The following is a 16,418-nucleotide window of genomic DNA, read 5'->3' as shown; positions in this document are numbered from 1 at the left end:
ATGTATAAAAAAAACGGGACCAGCATCAGCTAGTCCCGTTTTTTTATGTAGTAAAGTGAAAATCAGATTAAGCGCTAACAGCTTTGTTAACCAGAGCAGCAGCTTCACTCAACAGAATGGCAGACTGAACTTTCAGACCTGATTCTTCGATCAGTTGTTTCGCTTCGGTAGCGTTAGTACCCTGCAGACGAACAATGATAGGAACAGTGATGTTGCCGATAGATCTGTAAGCATCGATAACACCTTGAGCAACCCTGTCGCAACGAACGATACCACCAAAGATATTGATGAGGATCGCTTTTACTTTAGGATCTTTCAGGATGATACGGAAACCTGCTTCTACGGTTTGAGCGTTTGCAGTACCTCCTACGTCCAGGAAGTTAGCTGGTTCACCGCCAGACAGTTTGATCATATCCATGGTAGCCATTGCCAGACCGGCGCCGTTTACCATACAACCTACGTTACCGTCGAGTTTTACGAAGTTCAGGTTGAATTTACCTGCTTCTACTTCGGTAGGATCTTCTTCAGTGATGTCGCGCAATGCTTCCAGGTCCGCATGACGCATCAGCGCATTGTCGTCCAGGTTTACTTTAGCATCAACAGCGATGATTTTCTCGTCGCTGGTTTTGAACAGTGGGTTGATTTCCAGCATGCTGCAATCCAGACCTACGTATGCATTGTACAGGTTAGTAACGAATTTCACCATGTTTTTGAATGCATCACCGCTCAGACCGAAGTTGAAAGCGATGTTACGTGCTTGGAATGGCTGCAGAGCCATGTTTGGCTTAACCCACTCTTTGTATATTTTTTCTGGAGTGCTGTGCGCTACTTCTTCGATATCCATACCACCTTCAGTGGAATACATGATAACGTTCATGCTTTTTGCACGATCCAGCAGAATAGACAGGTAGAATTCCTTTACAGGATTAGGGCCTGGATAATAAACATCCTGTGCCACCAGTACTTTGTTAACCAGTTTACCAGCTTCGCCAGTCTGGATAGTCACCAGGGTACCGCCCAGGATATTACCAGCAATGGTTTTGATATCTTCTGCATTTTTTCCTACGGCCACACCTCTCTGCTCTGTACCACGGATTTTACCCTTACCGCGTCCACCGGCATGAATTTGTGCTTTTACAACAGCAAACTCATTACCATATTGTACTTTCAGTTGTTTGTAAGCCTCGGCGGCCGCTTCAGGCGTATCTACCGGAATGCCTTCCTGTACCGGTACGTTATATTTTTTCAACAGTTCTTTAGCCTGGTACTCGTGTAAGTTCATCGGAATAAAATTTGCCGCTAAAATAGGCTATTATGACTTAAATATAAAACTGAGTCATTTGTGAATTAAAAAATAACTTTGCGCCGGTTCGCCGGTAATACGATATTGCAGTGTAATTTCCGGCAGGCAAACAGAAAATTAAACGAATTAACGAAAAGTAAAATATGAGCGAACTCACCGATCAGATCAAAGTAGCGAGTGATTATATCAGTAAATTCTGGAATGAGAAGCCGCTGGCAGGGGTGATCCTGGGCAGTGGCCTAGGCGACCTGGCAGAGGATATAGAAGATGCTATCGAAATTCCCTACAAAGATATTCCCCATTTCCCAGTATCCACGGTAGAAGGCCACTCCGGGAAACTGATCCTGGGATTCTTGGGCGATAAACCTATCGTAGCCATGGCCGGCAGATTCCACTATTATGAAGGTTTCTCCATGAAACAAGTAACCTTCCCTGTACGTGTAATGAAAGCCCTGGGCATTCATACCTTATTTATCTCTAACGCTGCCGGCGGTATGAACCCCGAATTCAGCGTGGGCGACCTCATGATTATCCGCGATCATATCAACTTGCAGCCAGAACACCCACTGCGTGGACCAAACGAAAGTGAACTGGGACCTCGTTTCCCAGATATGAGCGAACCATATAATAAAGAACTGATCTATCGTGCGGTGGAAATTGCAGCCATGAACCAAATTGATCTGCATTCAGGCGTTTACGTTGGCGTACAAGGTCCTACCTTCGAAACCCGCGCTGAATATAAATATATGCATATCATCGGTGGCGACGCCGTAGGTATGAGTACCGTTCCTGAAGTGATTGTAGCCATCCACTCCGGACTGAAAGTGTTCGCGATGAGTGTGATTACCGATATCGGCATCCGTGAAGAAGAAAATGTAATTACACACGAAGAAGTACTGGAAGCTGCGAAAGCTGCTGAACCAAAACTGACACTTATCTTTAGTGAATTAATCCGACAACTATAAACGTATTGTCATTTTCGGATGAGATATTTTATCATCATAATCTTGCTGCTGTTGGGCGGACAGCAATTATCAGCCCAGTTCAATACCAATCGCTTCGGTAATGTGGGCGGTGGCGGTACCGGCAAAATGTCGAAGGATACTGCCCATCACCAAGAAGAACCGGATACACTGACGCTCAGCTACCGCTTCCTCGGTGAACCGACCGACTATACGATCGATTCTTCCGTAGTGGATTTCAGCACCCAGTTCCTGAAAATTCCCGGCAGTTACATGACTACCGGGAATAGCGGAGGCGCCGCCAGGAACCTCATTTTTACGCCTTACATGAAACCCGGCTTCGATGCGGGCTTTCATGCTTACGACGTATATGGCAATACCCACGCAGGCGCCCGTTTCTACAGCACCACCCGGCCTTACACTGAAATGCAGTACCTGGTGGGTAGTAAACAGGAACAAATTCTCGGCGTTTCCCATACCCAGAACCGCACCGACCGGTTCAATTTCTTTTTTGACTACAGAAAAGTAAATGCACCAGGGTTTTATAAGTCACAGACTACCAGTCACGATACCTATCGCCTGACCGCCCGCCGTCAATCTAAAAACAAACGGGCGAATACGTACCTGGACTTCTACTACAATAACTTGAAAGGTGGGGAAAATGGCGGTATCAGAAATGATTCCTTCCTCCATAAATCGGAATACAGCAACCGCAGAACTATTCCGGTGAACCTGGGGAACGATAACGCCTCTACGTACAATTTCTTTACGACCTCCATCCCTGTTAAAAACCAGTATAAGCAGGCGGGATTATTATTCATGCAGCAATACGACTGGGGCAGGGGAGATAGCATCCACATCAACGATTCAACGGATTATTATAAATACGATCCGATCTTCCGTATCCAGTATACTTTCAATCTCCAGAGCGACAATTATGAGTTCATGGATAATAATCCGGATACGGCATTCTACCCATTGCATTATAATATCCCGATTCGTGCGCAGGATACTAGCCTTTTCTCTCAACATAAGTGGAGACTGCTGTCAAACGATTTCTCACTGATTTCGTTCCCTATGCCTGGCAATCAGGGACACTTTATCAATGTGGGGGCCCGTTTTGAAAGTTGGAAAGGTAGCTTCCTGGATGCGGATATCAACTTCAGTAACCTCGCGTTACATGGAGAATACCGCAACAAAACCAGAAATCAGTTGTGGGATTTCTCCGCCAAAGGTGAATTCTATATCGCAGGGCAGAATATCGGAGATTATAGTGTGGGTGGTATGTTGCGCAGACATGTAAATGATTTGTTGGGAGACATCAAACTCTCTGTCAACAACGTGAACAGAGAGCCGTCATACGTGTACAAGTATTTCAATAGTAATCGTACCACCTGGTACAATTCAACGCTGGCGAAAGAAAACATCACCCAATTACAGTTTGCCGCCGATAATAAGAAACTATCATATCATCTGGCTGTGAACTACTTTCTGTTTACCAATTACACTTATATGCAGGACTATTACCACAGTGCACAAGCCAGTTCACTGTTTAACCTCCTGCAAGTGGTATTCAGCAAGAAGATTCGTTTTGCACCATTCTCCTGGTACATGGACATAGCTTTCCAACAAGTACAAGGCAATGGCCCGCTGAATGTGCCTACATTCTGGACACGTAACCAGATAGCCTTCGAAAAACGCCTGTATACCAACCTGAACCTGGTAACAGGTCTGGAAATCCGCTACAATACAGACTATTATGCGGATGATTATTCTCCGTTGATGGGACAATGGGTGTACCAGAAAGATACCAAAATAAAATACCTGGCGCCGGATATCGCGGCATTTGCGCACTTCCGTATTAAGTCCTTCAACGCATTTGTACGCGCAGAGAACTTGAATACACTATTTGCCAACAGTAACATGGCAGCTCCACTGTATCCATACAATAATTTCGACTTCAGAGTAGGTATTCGCTGGTGGTTTATTAACTAACCTATAATATTTACCGTTTATATATTATTAAGCCCCCTTACAGTTTAAGGGGGCTTTTTACGTCAAAAAGCCTTACTTTTGTGGCGGAACATGAAAAGATTTTTTGCCATATTATTTGCCGCAATGTATATCACGTTGACCAGCGGATTCGCAGTTAACGTACATTACTGTATGGGTAAATTGGCTGCTGTAGAGCTGCAATCGGCCCCTGCCGACTTCTGTGGCAAATGCAAGAAGCCTGCAAAAAACATGGACTGTTGCAAGAATGAATTCAAGTTCTGCAAAGTAACGGAAAGCCACCACGGCGCACCTGCTATCCAGCAGGATTTTACAGTGGATGCTGATTTACAGGTACCGGTAAGAGTGCTGCCTCAGCCCGCTATGGTTCCATTGCAGCAAGTTGTTACGGCTATTCCGCATGGCCCACCGGATCGACCGGAAGTCCCTATTTTTCTCCAGAATTGCACCTTTTTGATCTGATTTTACAGTTTTTGCATGTTTCCTTGCGGGGAAACGAATGCCCTAACTGTAACCAATTTCAAACCCAAATAAATATCAGATCATGAAACTCTTAACAATAATCGCCTTCGTATTAGGTATAACCTTTAGTGCAAACGCACAATATAAAAAAGCAACTGTTCAGGCTACCGGTCTGACTTGCGCCATGTGTTCCAACGCTACCCTGAAAGCACTGGAAACACTTCCTTTTGTGGATAAAATTGAAACCGACCTGGAGAACACCACTTTCATCTTGTACTTCAAGCCAGGTGCTAACGTGGATATCGACGCCATTAAAAATAAAGTGGAAGATGCCGGTTTTTCCGTTGGAAAACTGGTAGTAACCGCCAACTTTGACGCTACTTCCGTGAAAAATGATGCGCATATAGCATTTGGTGGCAGTACACTGCACTTCATGCATGTGAAAGATCAGGTGCTGAAAGGTGATAAAGAACTCACCGTTATCGACAAAGATTTCGTCTCTACAAAACAATATAAAAAATACGCAACTGAAACCACTATGCCTTGCTATAAAACAGGTGTAATGGGAGATTGCTGTCACGCTGGTAAAGCAGCTTCGAACAGGGTATATCATGTAACCATTTAATACCCGGTGAACATGAAGAGATGGTTAATCACAGTGATGACCCTGTTGGGGTTCACTGGCATCGTATCCGCACAGGAATTATACGTCAACACGGAGCCTGCCAGTAATATGCCGGCAAACTCACTGGGAATCCGGCTTACAGGGAAAACCATGAATATGGATTACGACGGAAGTACCGCCGTCAGACTGGAACCGGAAGTGATGTGGGGCATCAATAAAAAATTAATGGTACACCTGGCCGGATATACATCGAATATGATGCAAGCCGGTTGGAAAGTGGAAGGAGGAAGTATCTACGCCAAATACCGCTTTCTATCTCAGGATCAGCAGCATGCACATTTTCGCATGGCTGCTTATGTAAAAGGTTCTTTGATAAACAATCCGTTTATGCCAGTCATGGGAGACAGTCATATGTCCTATGTCAACGCAGACGGTGATCTGGACGGTAACAACAGTGGCGTTACCGGTGGAATCATTGCTACCCAGTTGCTGCATAAATTGGCCTTGTCCGGTACTGCAGGATATAGTCGTTATCTGAATAATACAAGAGATAACCTTCCTCCGGATTTCCCGCGCAATGCCATCAATTACAGTTTCAGCGCAGGTTATCTCGTGTTGCCCGTAAAATACAAAAGCTACAAACAGACGAATTTAAACCTGTATGTAGAATTTTTAGGGAAGACGAATGTTGCTGATGCGGAACAAGCTCGCGGTAGTTACCTGGACATTGCCCCAGCAGTGCAGTTGATTTTCAATAGCACTACCCGGCTGGACTTCTCGTACAGAACCCAACTAGCTGGCAATATGCCCAGGAATATGTACAATTCCTGCCTGATCAGACTGGAACACAACATTTTTAATATCATCAAAAAACGATAAACGCCCATATGGCAACTACCGAATTATTCATCAAAAATATGGTTTGCCCGCGTTGTATTAAAGTGGTAAAATCCGCTCTGGAAGCAGAAGGATTTAAAGTGCAAAAAATGGAGCTGGGAAAAGCTTCCGTGGAAGGTGAAGTAAGCGCGGAGCAACTGAATAGACTGGTTCCAATTTTGCAGGAAGAAGGATTTCTGCTCATAGACGATAAAAAGCAACAGCTAGTAGCCGCCATCAAAAGTATCGTGGTTGATACCGTTCACTATACAGACCTGGATGAGATGAAAGAGAATTTTTCTACTCTTCTCTCCACACGACTGCAAAAGGATTATCATCTGCTCAGCAGTCTGTTTTCTGAATTAGAAGGTACTACCATTGAACAATATATCATTCAGCAGAAGATTGAAAGAGTGAAAGAATTACTGCGGTATAATGAACTTAGTTTGAGTGAAATTAGCTACAAACTTGGTTATAGCAGTGTGGCGCACCTCTCTGCTCAATTCAAGAAAGTAACCGGCCTTACGCCTAGTCAGTTCAAGCAAATGAAAGACACTGGCCGTATTCCGCTGGATAAATTATAGTCGTATAGACATATACGATACACCTTAGTTGTTTTAGTTTTAGTTTTTAAGAGGCTGCTAATCGTGGCAGCCTCTTTTTAAAAAATTGTGAAGTATGAAGAAGGTATTAATAGGGGTATTGAAATTTTTACAATCTTTATTCATGAAGAAAGATTGTTGCAGATAATTTTATATATGAAAGTGTGATAGGCTAAAATATTTAGCATAGTATTTGCAAAATGCTATCTTTACATAGCGATTAACTGCAAATGAAGAACACAAATTTAATGTTTAGTCTTTTATGCGGCTCCGGCATTGTCCTGTTGTTAGCCTGCGGAGAGCATAAAAAGAAGTACACCGCCCCGAAAGAAAAACAGATTGTAACAAACGTCCGTGAATTGGACGAAGTTGTGAAAGAAAGCATTACCGAAAGGCTTTCCCTTATTTCTGACAACGACGGCATTTTGGAAGACAGTCTACCTGCCTTCAGACCCAAGGCATTACAGGATTTTTACAAGGAACATGAAAACAAAGCAGAATGGTCTGACCATGGCAAAATGCATCCTGCTGCGGATTCCATGATGGAATGGATCACGCGCGCTGATGAGTATGGCTTGCTCCCTAAGCAGTACCATGCCAACACCCTGACGAAAGTCTGGTCACAGCTCCACGATGATGCTGCCGCAAAGAAAGATGCCGCCCTCTGGGCAAAAGCAGACATCCTGCTCTCTGATGCATTCATGAAAATGACCTCAGACCTACACTACGGTGCAGGTCCAAGAGATAGTGTCACTTTCCGTACAGATTCCCTGTTCCCCGATAAATTCCTGAAAGATAAACTGCGTGCAGCGATTACGGATGGTAATATCACTGCTACTTTCGAAGGACTCGAACCTGTTCACCCAGGCTATGTTGCCTTGAAAGAAGGGATCAAATACTTCAAGGATAAATATGAAGGCCGAACTTGGGATACCCTTCCCCTGAATTATACAGATACACTCCATTTCCGTCAGTTACTGGCCAACAGGCTGGTACAGGGCCATTACCTGGATACAACCGGCAGGGTGGTAGATACTACCATGATTAAAGCTGCCGTGAAAGCATTCCAGAATGAATTCAATATCTACCCAGATGGTGTAGCCGGCAAACGTACCGTCATGGCGCTGAACCGCAGTGCGGCCGACTGGCTGATGCAAGCAGGTATCAACATGGACCGTTGGCGCAAACTGCCGGATACCATGCCAAGAGAATATATCCTGGTGAATGTGCCTGGTTATACCATGCGTGTAATTGATAGTGGAGAAGTGATGTTGGAATCTAGAGTGATTGTAGGTGCACCTCGTACTCGCACACCACTATTGAATTCTTACATGACCAACGTGGTATTATTCCCATACTGGCGAGTGCCTTACAGCATTGTATTCAAAGAAATGCTGCCTGCCATCAAAAGGAATGTGGGATATCTCGCCTCCAAAAATCTGGAAGTAATTAATAAAGACGGAGAAGCCGTAGATCCCAATACGATCGACTGGAATAAATTGAGTAAAGATCATTTCCCTTATGTGCTGCGCCAGATGGATGGTGTGGATAACTCTTTAGGGATCATGAAATTCAACTTCCGCAATAAATACAGCGTATACCTGCACGATACCAATAACCGCGGTCTGTTCAAGAACTCCATGCGCGCCATGAGTCATGGTTGCGTGCGTGTACAGCAGTGGGACAGTCTTTCACAATACTTGGTTAGAATGGATACTACACAGCATCGTGGGGATAGTATCAAAGCATGGATTGCGCGTGGAGAAAAGAAGCAAGTGGATCTTACGCGAAGATTGCCTATTTACCTGCGTTACTTTACCGCAGAGGGTAAAGAAGGAAAACTTGTTTTCTTCGATGATATTTATGGAGAAGATAAAGTGCTGCGTAGAGAGATGAAGTATAATTAATCAATTGCCATAAAAAGAAAATGCCCGCACCATCGATGGTGCGGGCATTTTCTTTTTATGCTTGTAATAGCAATTAATACTTATTTCGCCAGTTTCACTTTCAGTGCAGCGTCCAGTGCTTCCAGGAATTCTTCCGTATACAGGTAATCTTTACCGTGTTCTACTTTGTTACCGTGGATACAAACGGCCAGATCTTTGGTCATTTTGCCGCTTTCAACTACTTCGATACAAACTTGTTCCAGTGCGTGGCAGAAGTTGATCAGTTCTTGGTTGTTGTCCAGTTTACCACGGAATTCCAGACCGCGAGTCCATGCGAAGATAGATGCGATTGGGTTGGTGGAAGTTGGTTTACCAGCTTGGTGATCGCGGTAGTGACGAGTAACGGTACCGTGAGCAGCTTCTGCTTCCATGGTTTTACCGTCTGGTGTAACGAGGGTAGAAGTCATCAGACCGAGGGAGCCAAAACCTTGTGCAACGGTATCAGATTGAACGTCGCCATCGTAGTTTTTACAAGCCCATACGAAGTTACCGTGCCATTTCAGCGCAGAAGCCACCATGTCATCGATTAGACGGTGCTCGTAAGTCAGGCCAGCTTTATCGAATGCAGTTTTGAATTCGTTCTGGTAGATTTCTTCGAAAATATCTTTGAAACGACCATCGTATTTTTTCAGGATGGTGTTTTTGGTACTCAGGTACAGCGGCCAGTTTTTCATCAACGCTTGGTTGAAGCAAGCGCGCGCAAAACCTTTGATAGATTCGTCGGTGTTGTACATTGCCAGTGCAACGCCATCGCCTTTGAAGTTGTACACTTCATGTTCGATTACTTCACCGTTTTCACCTTCAAATTTGATAGTCAGTTTACCTTTTCCTTTGGTAACGAAATCGGTTGCACGGTATTGATCACCGAATGCATGACGACCGATACAGATAGGAGCAGTCCAGTTAGGAACCAGGCGTGGAACGTTTTTCATAACGATTGGCTCGCGGAATACAGTACCATCCAGGATGTTACGGATAGTTCCGTTTGGAGACTTCCACATCTGTTTCAGGTTGAATTCTTTTACGCGTGCTTCATCCGGAGTGATAGTGGCACATTTGATACCAACGCCAACTTCTCTGATAGCGTTTGCAGCATCAACGGTAACCTGGTCATTCGTCGCATCACGATGCTCCATGCCCAGATCAAAATATTTGATTTCTACGTCCAGGTAAGGAAGTATCAGTTTGTCCTTGATAAATTTCCAGATGATTCGTGTCATCTCATCTCCATCCAGCTCAACTACCGGATTAGCAACTTTAATTTTTTCTGCCATTTCGGGTTTTTTTAAAAAAATTAGATTAAAAATCTATTCACAACAACTATTCAAGCAAAGTCCCGGTTAGGGATAATCCCGAAAAATACGATTATTTTATTTCCTGCAAAATTTTTTTTGTGTAAGATGTACATAAAATGTTTTAGCGCGTATAAACAGGTGAATTTAATATCTGAATTTAGCTGGGTACCGGGTATTAAATTGAAATCCCGCGCCATCCGGCGCGGGATTTCAATTTAGAATTAAACCCTGGGCCGAAGGCCCAGGGTTTAATTCTAAACATCGCCAGAACATTCCGGGGAAAACCCCATAAAAATGAAAGCCCTGACCGCAGGTCAGGGCTTTCGCTAAATATAAAAATGTTGAAAAAACGATTAGTGATGATTGTTCATCTGTTTGATCACTTCATCCGCAAATTCTGAAGTTTTCACCAGCGTAGCATCATCCATCAGGTTGTAGAAGTCGATGGTAACGCGTTTGCGAGCGATCGCAGTGCTCAAACCATCTACGATGATTTTCGCAGCTTCTTTCCAGCCCATGTATTCCATCATCATTACCCCGCTGAGGATAACAGAAGATGGGTTCATGGTGTTGGTATTTGCGAATCGTGGAGCGGTACCGTGAGTAGCTTCAAACACCGCATGACCAGTTTTGTAGTTGATGTTACCACCTGGAGCGATACCGATACCACCAACAGCAGCAGCGAGTGCGTCGGAGATATAGTCACCATTCAGGTTGAGGGTAGCTACTACGGAGTAATCTTGTGGAGCAAGGAGAATTTGTTGGAGGAAGTTGTCTGCAATCACATCTTTAATCAGCAGTTTGCCTTCAGCAGTAGCGATTTTGAGAGATTTGTTCGCAGCGTCTTCGCCTTCTTCCTTCTTGATTCTTTCCCAAGTTTCCCAAGTATACACTTTATCACCGAATTCTCTCTCAGCAAGCGCGTAGCCCCAATTTTTGAAGCCACCTTCGGTGAATTTCATGATGTTACCTTTGTGAACGATCGTAACGGAAGGACGTTTGTGTTCCAGTGCGTACAGGATAGCTGCACGAACCAGTCTTTCAGTACCTTCAACAGAAACAGGTTTGATACCGAGAGAAGAAGATTCTGGGAAGCGGATTTTTTTCACTCCCATTTCATTCTGCAGGAAGTTCAACAGTTTGTCACATTCAGGCGTACCTGTCATGTATTCGATACCTGCATAGATATCTTCAGTGTTTTCACGGAAGATAACCATGTCCACCTTTTCCGGATGTTTAACAGGAGAAGGTACTTTGTTGAACCAACGTACAGGCCTTACGCAGGCGTACAGGTCAAGCTCCTGGCGCATTGCCACGTTCAGAGAGCGGATACCGCCACCTACTGGCGTGGACAGCGGGCCTTTGATAGACACCAGGTACTCTTTCAATGCATCCAGTGTTGCTTTCGGCAGCCATTCGCCGGTTTCCTGGAAGGCTTTCTCACCTGCCAGTACTTCTTTCCATTCAATTTTCCTATCAGCACCATAGGCTATCTCCACAGCTGCGTCGAATACGCGCACACTTGCTTTCCAGATATCCGGACCAATGCCGTCGCCTATAATAAATGGGATGATGGGGTGGGTAGGGACCTGTAACAGTCCATTGTTCATCGATATTTTTTCTGCCGGCATAAAACGGTTTCTTTATGCGTTACGTAATTGTTGTAATCGGGTGCAAAGGTAGGCATTCTGAACTGAAAAGGTAGCCAGTTTTTGATAGTTTTAACTTAAAAACTGATGGTGTATATAACTTTTTGCTTATGTTAAGATTAATCCTATTTTGCTAGCTGTTTCACCATTACCCATAATCTTTTTATCTACCATGAATCTTACCTATCTCGCCCTGGGCGATAGCTATACAGTTGGAGAAAGTGTGCCCACGAATGAAAGTTTCCCTGCACAAACGGTTCAAATGCTGCAAAATGGCGGCTTTTCCATCGATTTGCCGAAAATTATCGCCGTTACCGGATGGACCACCGACGAACTGGATGCTGGCATAAAAGCTGCAGCCATCCAAGGAAACCAGTATGATTTCGTGAGTTTACTCATCGGGGTGAATAACCAATACAGAGGCAGAAGCTTGGAAGAATATGAAACCCAGTTTACCGACCTCTTGCGTAAAGCGATTGGATTTAGTCGCAATGGGGCCGATCATGTAGTGGTATTATCTATTCCCGATTGGGGCGTAACTCCCTTTGCCGCTGATAGAGATGTAGCGCAGATTGCTAAGGAGATAGATGCCTTCAATGCCGCCAATAAACGTATAGCTGCGGATTTCCAGGTACATTACATCGATATAACGCCATTTACCCGTGAAGCGGTGCAAGATAGTACCCTCGTAGCAGCGGACGGACTCCACCCATCTGGGAAAGACTATCAGCGCTGGGCGAAGCTTGTCAGCCAGTTGTTCACGCGTCTCCCGATAACTAATAAATAGGGAAATATTTCTTAAATTCATCTTGATAGTTTAATTACTCCCAAAGCAACCTGCAACATGGAACAGCACATCGTTAAAGTATTGTCCGTAACACCCGTTACACATGATGTAAGACGATATAAAGTAGCTAAACCCAAAGGGTATACGTTTTTACCCGGTCAGGCTACCGAGGTAACTATCAATAAGCCCGGATGGGAAGACCAACGTCGCCCATTTACCTTTACTGGCCTGAACGACTGGGATCACCTGGAATTTACCATCAAATCCTATCCGGAAAGAAATGGCGTTACTGGCCAATTGGCCTTGCTGAAAGCCGGCGATGAATTGATCCTACATGATGTTTGGGGCGCTATCCATTATAAAGGAGAAGGCGTGTTTATTGCCGGTGGCGCCGGTGTAACGCCTTTCATTGCCATATTCCGCCAACTGCAGCAGGAAGGCCGATTGGGCAATAATACCCTCATCTGCTCCAATAAAACCGTTGGAGATATTATTCTGAAAGAAGAATTCGAACAAATGCTGGGCAGTCGGTTTATCAATACCCTAACCCGTGAAAAGGCCGCTGGATATGATCATCACGTCATTGATACCGTCTATTTGAAAGAGAAAGTAAAGGATTTTCACCAGCATTTCTATATCTGTGGACCTGACCAAATGGTGTCGGACCTGCAAGCCACTGTAGCAGCGCTCGCCGGCAAGAATGCCTTAATCACCGTGGAATTATAGTCCGGTAAATCCGCCAGCATATTCACCAATTCATTTTCACCGGTAAATTCCTGCATTTTACCGGTAAACGTATCACCTTGACCTATCCCCTCTTGATAGGGGAAGTCTGGTGATCTACTTTTGTATTATAAAATTCGAACAATGTCAAATACAGAAACAGAAATAAAAGATAACAGAAATAGAAGAGGAGGCGCCGTTGGCGGTATCATCCTGATCTTGATCGGTACAGGTCTCATTCTTCGCAGAATGAACCTTGATATTCCATATTGGATTTTCTCTTGGCAGATGCTCCTGATCGTATTGGGATTGGTGATAGGCTTTAAACACAGTTTCAGAGGTGGTGGTTGGCTGGCGATGCTAATGGTAGGCGGTATCTTCCTGGCCGGGGAAATTCTCAGTTGGCCTTATAATACCGCACAGTTTATTTGGCCGGTGGTATTGATCGTAATCGGTGTGGTAGTGGTGCTGAAGCGGAATTCGGATTTCTGGGCAGGTGGCGATCATCGGAAGCAGTGGCGAAAGATAGGAGAAACACATTCAGATACGGCCGGCAATAGCGGCTACAGCTATACTTACACGTATAACTACAACAGCGGCGAATCTTTCACCGACGATGTAATCAATACTTCCGCGATTTTCAGCGGTGTCAATAAACTGGTGATGTCTAAAAACTTCAAGGGTGGTACCGTATCCTCCGTCTTCGGTGGGGCAGATATCAACCTTAGCCAAGCAGATATTCAAGATACCGCAGTGCTGGATGTAACCGCGATCTTCGGAGGTTGTGAAATCGTAGTACCGTCCAACTGGATTGTAAAAACAGATGTCACTACCATCCTGGGTGGCGTAGAAGATAAACGCTCTCCTGAACTGATGCGGGCAACCACCCAAGGCAAAACCCTGATCATTAAGGGGAGCTGCATATTCGGTGGCGTTGAGATCAAGAGCTATATATAAGTTGAAATGTACATCCCGTTAACCCCTTCTTATACTCTCATCCTGAAAAACATTATGATATGAATTGGTTTGTTGCAAAAGTCGTTTATCAGATCATCTGCGGAAGCGGTAACCATACCCCGCAGTTCGACGAACAAATCCGCCTGATCAGTGCGGGAACTAAAAAAGACGCACTGGCAAAAGCTCATGAAATAGGTATGCAGGAACAATATGCATTCAAAAATCATCAGGAGGAATTGGTTCAATGGAAATTTATCAATGTACCGGAAATATACACCCTGTCTGATCTGACAGATGGCATGGAAGTATATTCCCGCATTGAGGAGCCCGGTGATCCTAAGTCCTACGTGGCCTGGTTGCAGACAAAATCTGCACAACTCCAGGAACATCCTTTGGCTGAACTTCATAACTAAACCTTTCCTTGGCAAAATCAATATATAGCGGCACCACTTCAAGGGTATTTATCGCAACCTTTTCCATAGTCTTTATCGTGTATACGTTACTGTTATGGCAATGGTTCGATTTCCCTTTTTGGCAATCGGTGACCGATAGTTCCGTTCATACATGCCTACTGGCTTCTGTGTGCCTGCTGATTAGCAGTAACTTGGCATATTACCGGCCAGGGTCTAGTTTGGTCCAGTTTCTCTATGTATCTGTTGTTAGCTGCGCGATGACATTCCTTTGGGTCGCATCATCTCAATGGATATTGTATAAAACCTTTTCAGAAGATGCTTATTACCTAATGTGGCTGAGCAGGGGCATACCTGTTTATTGCATCATGGGTTGGTTAATAGTGACGGGAGTGGGCTTTCGCAGTATCATGTGGTACGACCTGGAAGAACAGCGACAGGCACTCCAAAGAAAGGAAGATACCGAGAAAATTGTACGCGAAGCAGAGTTGTATAAATTAAGACAACAATTACAACCGCACTTCCTTTTCAACAGCTTGAATTCCATCAACGCATTGATTATGCTCCGGCCTACACAGGCACGCGAAATGGTGCTGAAGTTGTCCGATTTCCTGCGCGGTTCCATCAAAAGAGAAGACGATCAATGGATCTCCCTCACGGATGAACTGCAATACCTGGGATTATACCTGGATATTGAAAAAGTGAGATTCGGCCACCGATTGACCACCAATGTTTCTTACGATGAAGGCGCTGAGAAAATGTTCATGCCACCTATGTTGCTACAGCCAGTGGTGGAAAACGCCATCAAGTTCGGCTTGTATGACACTGTGGGTGAAATAGCCATCAACATAAGGGCATGGGCAGGAGAAAATACATTATACCTAGAAGTACAAAATCCTTTTGATACCGATTTACAACAGCCGAAAAAAGGAACCGGCTTCGGCCTTAAATCCATTCATCGCAGGTTATACCTGTTGTTTGCCAGACATGATTTGCTGGAAACCTCCACGAACGAAAATATATTTACAACACTGATTAAAGTACCGCAAACACATGATAAAAGCAGTAATAATTGATGATGAGCCATTGGCAAGAGAAGTAGTCAAGGAATACCTGATGGGCTTTCCACAGGTGGAAATACTGCAGGAGTGCAACGATGGATTTGAAGGATTAAAAGCCATCCAGCAGCATCAGCCGGATATCATTTTCTTAGATATACAAATGCCTAAAATTACCGGTTTTGAAATGCTGGAACTGGTAGAAAATATGCCCGCAGTTATCTTTACCACCGCCTTTGAAGAGCATGCTATTCGCGCTTTTGAAGTGAATGCGGTAGATTACCTGCTGAAGCCATTCTCCAAAGAACGTTTTGATAAAGCATTGCAGAAATGGCTGGATCGTCAAACGCCTGTGACACCTACGCCTACACCAGATACCAACGCCCTCTTGGAAGCGGCAGGAAGCTCTCCTGTACAGAGTAATCGGGTGGTGGTGAAAATAAATGGTAAGATTAAAATCATTCCAGTGCATGATATTCACTACCTAGAAGCTGCGGATGATTATGTGAAAATTGTAACGCAGGAAGGTAATTTCCTGAAGAATAAAACCATGGCTTTCTTTGAGCAAACATTGGACCCGCAACAGTTTACAAGGGTACATCGTTCTTATATCCTCAATGTGAACCAGGTGACGAGAATCGACCCTTACGAAAAGGAAAATCACCTGGCTATTCTACGCAGTGGGGCTAAAGTGTTGGTGAGTAAAACAGGGTACCCTCGCCTGAAAGCGGCCCTGGGACTATAAAATAT

Annotated in this window: 16 protein-coding genes; 13 read left to right on the top strand and 3 right to left on the bottom strand. The window is 44.4% G+C overall.

Features of this window, described 5'->3' with window-relative positions; genetic code table 11:
* Nucleotides 1-67 precede the first annotated feature (67 nt).
* Nucleotides 68-1,282, bottom strand: coding sequence for an ADP-forming succinate--CoA ligase subunit beta (sucC, locus tag JO154_RS22940; protein ID WP_291950247.1), 1,215 nt, complete (start codon nucleotides 1,280-1,282; stop codon nucleotides 68-70).
* Between the two features lie 164 nt (nucleotides 1,283-1,446).
* Here sucC and JO154_RS22935 point away from each other — a divergent pair, with 164 nt between their 5' ends.
* From JO154_RS22935 to JO154_RS22905, 7 genes are all read left to right on the top strand, one after another.
* A complete protein-coding gene (locus tag JO154_RS22935; RefSeq protein ID WP_291950244.1) occupies nucleotides 1,447-2,268 on the top strand; it encodes a purine-nucleoside phosphorylase in 822 nt (273 codons plus the stop codon).
* Nucleotides 2,269-2,286: 18 nt separating this feature from the next.
* A complete protein-coding gene (locus JO154_RS22930; RefSeq protein WP_291950241.1) occupies nucleotides 2,287-4,260 on the top strand; it encodes a putative porin in 1,974 nt (657 codons plus the stop codon).
* A 90-nt stretch (nucleotides 4,261-4,350) separates the two neighbouring features.
* Nucleotides 4,351-4,740, top strand: a complete 390-nt coding sequence (locus JO154_RS22925; RefSeq protein WP_291950238.1) for a hypothetical protein — start codon at nucleotides 4,351-4,353, stop codon at nucleotides 4,738-4,740.
* A gap of 82 nt (nucleotides 4,741-4,822) precedes the next feature.
* Nucleotides 4,823-5,365: a heavy-metal-associated domain-containing protein gene (locus tag JO154_RS22920; protein ID WP_291950235.1), complete on the top strand. Its 543-nt coding sequence runs from the start codon at nucleotides 4,823-4,825 to the stop codon at nucleotides 5,363-5,365.
* Nucleotides 5,366-5,377: 12 nt separating this feature from the next.
* Entirely contained in the window at nucleotides 5,378-6,244 is an 867-nt protein-coding gene (locus JO154_RS22915) for a hypothetical protein (protein ID WP_291950232.1), read from the top strand.
* A gap of 8 nt (nucleotides 6,245-6,252) precedes the next feature.
* Nucleotides 6,253-6,825: an AraC family transcriptional regulator gene (locus JO154_RS22910; protein ID WP_291950230.1), complete on the top strand. Its 573-nt coding sequence runs from the start codon at nucleotides 6,253-6,255 to the stop codon at nucleotides 6,823-6,825.
* Nucleotides 6,826-7,073: 248 nt separating this feature from the next.
* A complete protein-coding gene (locus JO154_RS22905; RefSeq protein WP_291950227.1) occupies nucleotides 7,074-8,750 on the top strand; it encodes a L,D-transpeptidase family protein in 1,677 nt (558 codons plus the stop codon).
* Between the two features lie 80 nt (nucleotides 8,751-8,830).
* Here the strand turns inward: JO154_RS22905 and JO154_RS22900 are convergent, their stop codons facing one another.
* Together JO154_RS22900 and icd are read right to left on the bottom strand one after the other, a co-directional pair.
* Nucleotides 8,831-10,063 carry an NADP-dependent isocitrate dehydrogenase gene (locus JO154_RS22900; RefSeq protein ID WP_291950224.1) on the bottom strand — a complete coding sequence of 411 codons (1,233 nt, stop codon included), beginning with the start codon at nucleotides 10,061-10,063 and terminating at the stop codon, nucleotides 8,831-8,833.
* Nucleotides 10,064-10,437: 374 nt separating this feature from the next.
* Nucleotides 10,438-11,715, bottom strand: a complete 1,278-nt coding sequence (icd, locus tag JO154_RS22895) for an NADP-dependent isocitrate dehydrogenase (RefSeq protein ID WP_291950221.1) — start codon at nucleotides 11,713-11,715, stop codon at nucleotides 10,438-10,440.
* Between the two features lie 190 nt (nucleotides 11,716-11,905).
* On the opposite strand from icd, the gene JO154_RS22890 reads away from it, so the two are divergent.
* From JO154_RS22890 to JO154_RS22865, 6 genes are all read left to right on the top strand, one after another.
* On the top strand, nucleotides 11,906-12,520 hold the full coding sequence (locus JO154_RS22890) for an SGNH/GDSL hydrolase family protein (RefSeq protein ID WP_291950219.1): 615 nt from the start codon (nucleotides 11,906-11,908) through the stop codon (nucleotides 12,518-12,520).
* A gap of 57 nt (nucleotides 12,521-12,577) precedes the next feature.
* Nucleotides 12,578-13,246, top strand: coding sequence for a flavodoxin reductase (locus JO154_RS22885; RefSeq protein ID WP_291950215.1), 669 nt, complete (start codon nucleotides 12,578-12,580; stop codon nucleotides 13,244-13,246).
* Nucleotides 13,247-13,387: 141 nt separating this feature from the next.
* The gene (locus tag JO154_RS22880) at nucleotides 13,388-14,200 is read left to right on the top strand and encodes a LiaF domain-containing protein (protein WP_291950212.1); all 813 of its coding nucleotides are present in this window, start codon (nucleotides 13,388-13,390) and stop codon (nucleotides 14,198-14,200) included.
* Between the two features lie 59 nt (nucleotides 14,201-14,259).
* Entirely contained in the window at nucleotides 14,260-14,613 is a 354-nt protein-coding gene (locus JO154_RS22875; RefSeq protein WP_291950209.1) for a DUF4288 domain-containing protein, read from the top strand.
* 8 nt (nucleotides 14,614-14,621) lie between these two features.
* Nucleotides 14,622-15,686 carry a histidine kinase gene (locus JO154_RS22870; protein WP_291950206.1) on the top strand — a complete coding sequence of 355 codons (1,065 nt, stop codon included), beginning with the start codon at nucleotides 14,622-14,624 and terminating at the stop codon, nucleotides 15,684-15,686.
* Nucleotides 15,664-16,413 (top strand): LytTR family transcriptional regulator DNA-binding domain-containing protein, encoded by a 750-nt coding sequence (locus JO154_RS22865; RefSeq protein WP_291950203.1) that lies wholly within the window; start codon nucleotides 15,664-15,666, stop codon nucleotides 16,411-16,413. Before JO154_RS22870 ends, JO154_RS22865 begins: the two co-directional genes overlap by 23 nt.
* The last annotated feature ends 5 nt before the right edge of the window (nucleotides 16,414-16,418 follow it).

It is taken from the genome of Chitinophaga sp., assembly GCF_019236475.1.
Taxonomy (GTDB): domain Bacteria; phylum Bacteroidota; class Bacteroidia; order Chitinophagales; family Chitinophagaceae; genus Chitinophaga.
Note: the sequence above shows the minus strand (reverse complement) of the source record. Positions and strands in the feature narration are given on the sequence as shown.

Excerpts from the sequence above, each read along its gene's own strand:
- JO154_RS22915 (WP_291950232.1), top strand. The coding sequence starts at position 5,378 with ATGAAGAGATGGTTAATCACAGTGATGACCCTGTTGGGGTTCACTGGC.
- JO154_RS22935 (WP_291950244.1), top strand. The coding sequence starts at position 1,447 with ATGAGCGAACTCACCGATCAGATCAAAGTAGCGAGTGATTATATCAGT.
- JO154_RS22905 (WP_291950227.1), top strand. The coding sequence starts at position 7,074 with ATGAAGAACACAAATTTAATGTTTAGTCTTTTATGCGGCTCCGGCATT.
- JO154_RS22930 (WP_291950241.1), top strand. The coding sequence starts at position 2,287 with ATGAGATATTTTATCATCATAATCTTGCTGCTGTTGGGCGGACAGCAA.
- JO154_RS22925 (WP_291950238.1), top strand. The coding sequence starts at position 4,351 with ATGAAAAGATTTTTTGCCATATTATTTGCCGCAATGTATATCACGTTG.
- icd (WP_291950221.1), bottom strand. The coding sequence starts at position 11,715 with ATGCCGGCAGAAAAAATATCGATGAACAATGGACTGTTACAGGTCCCT.
- JO154_RS22900 (WP_291950224.1), bottom strand. The coding sequence starts at position 10,063 with ATGGCAGAAAAAATTAAAGTTGCTAATCCGGTAGTTGAGCTGGATGGA.
- JO154_RS22880 (WP_291950212.1), top strand. The coding sequence starts at position 13,388 with ATGTCAAATACAGAAACAGAAATAAAAGATAACAGAAATAGAAGAGGA.
- JO154_RS22865 (WP_291950203.1), top strand. The coding sequence starts at position 15,664 with ATGATAAAAGCAGTAATAATTGATGATGAGCCATTGGCAAGAGAAGTA.
- JO154_RS22885 (WP_291950215.1), top strand. The coding sequence starts at position 12,578 with ATGGAACAGCACATCGTTAAAGTATTGTCCGTAACACCCGTTACACAT.
- JO154_RS22890 (WP_291950219.1), top strand. The coding sequence starts at position 11,906 with ATGAATCTTACCTATCTCGCCCTGGGCGATAGCTATACAGTTGGAGAA.
- JO154_RS22875 (WP_291950209.1), top strand. The coding sequence starts at position 14,260 with ATGAATTGGTTTGTTGCAAAAGTCGTTTATCAGATCATCTGCGGAAGC.
- sucC (WP_291950247.1), bottom strand. The coding sequence starts at position 1,282 with ATGAACTTACACGAGTACCAGGCTAAAGAACTGTTGAAAAAATATAAC.
- JO154_RS22910 (WP_291950230.1), top strand. The coding sequence starts at position 6,253 with ATGGCAACTACCGAATTATTCATCAAAAATATGGTTTGCCCGCGTTGT.
- JO154_RS22920 (WP_291950235.1), top strand. The coding sequence starts at position 4,823 with ATGAAACTCTTAACAATAATCGCCTTCGTATTAGGTATAACCTTTAGT.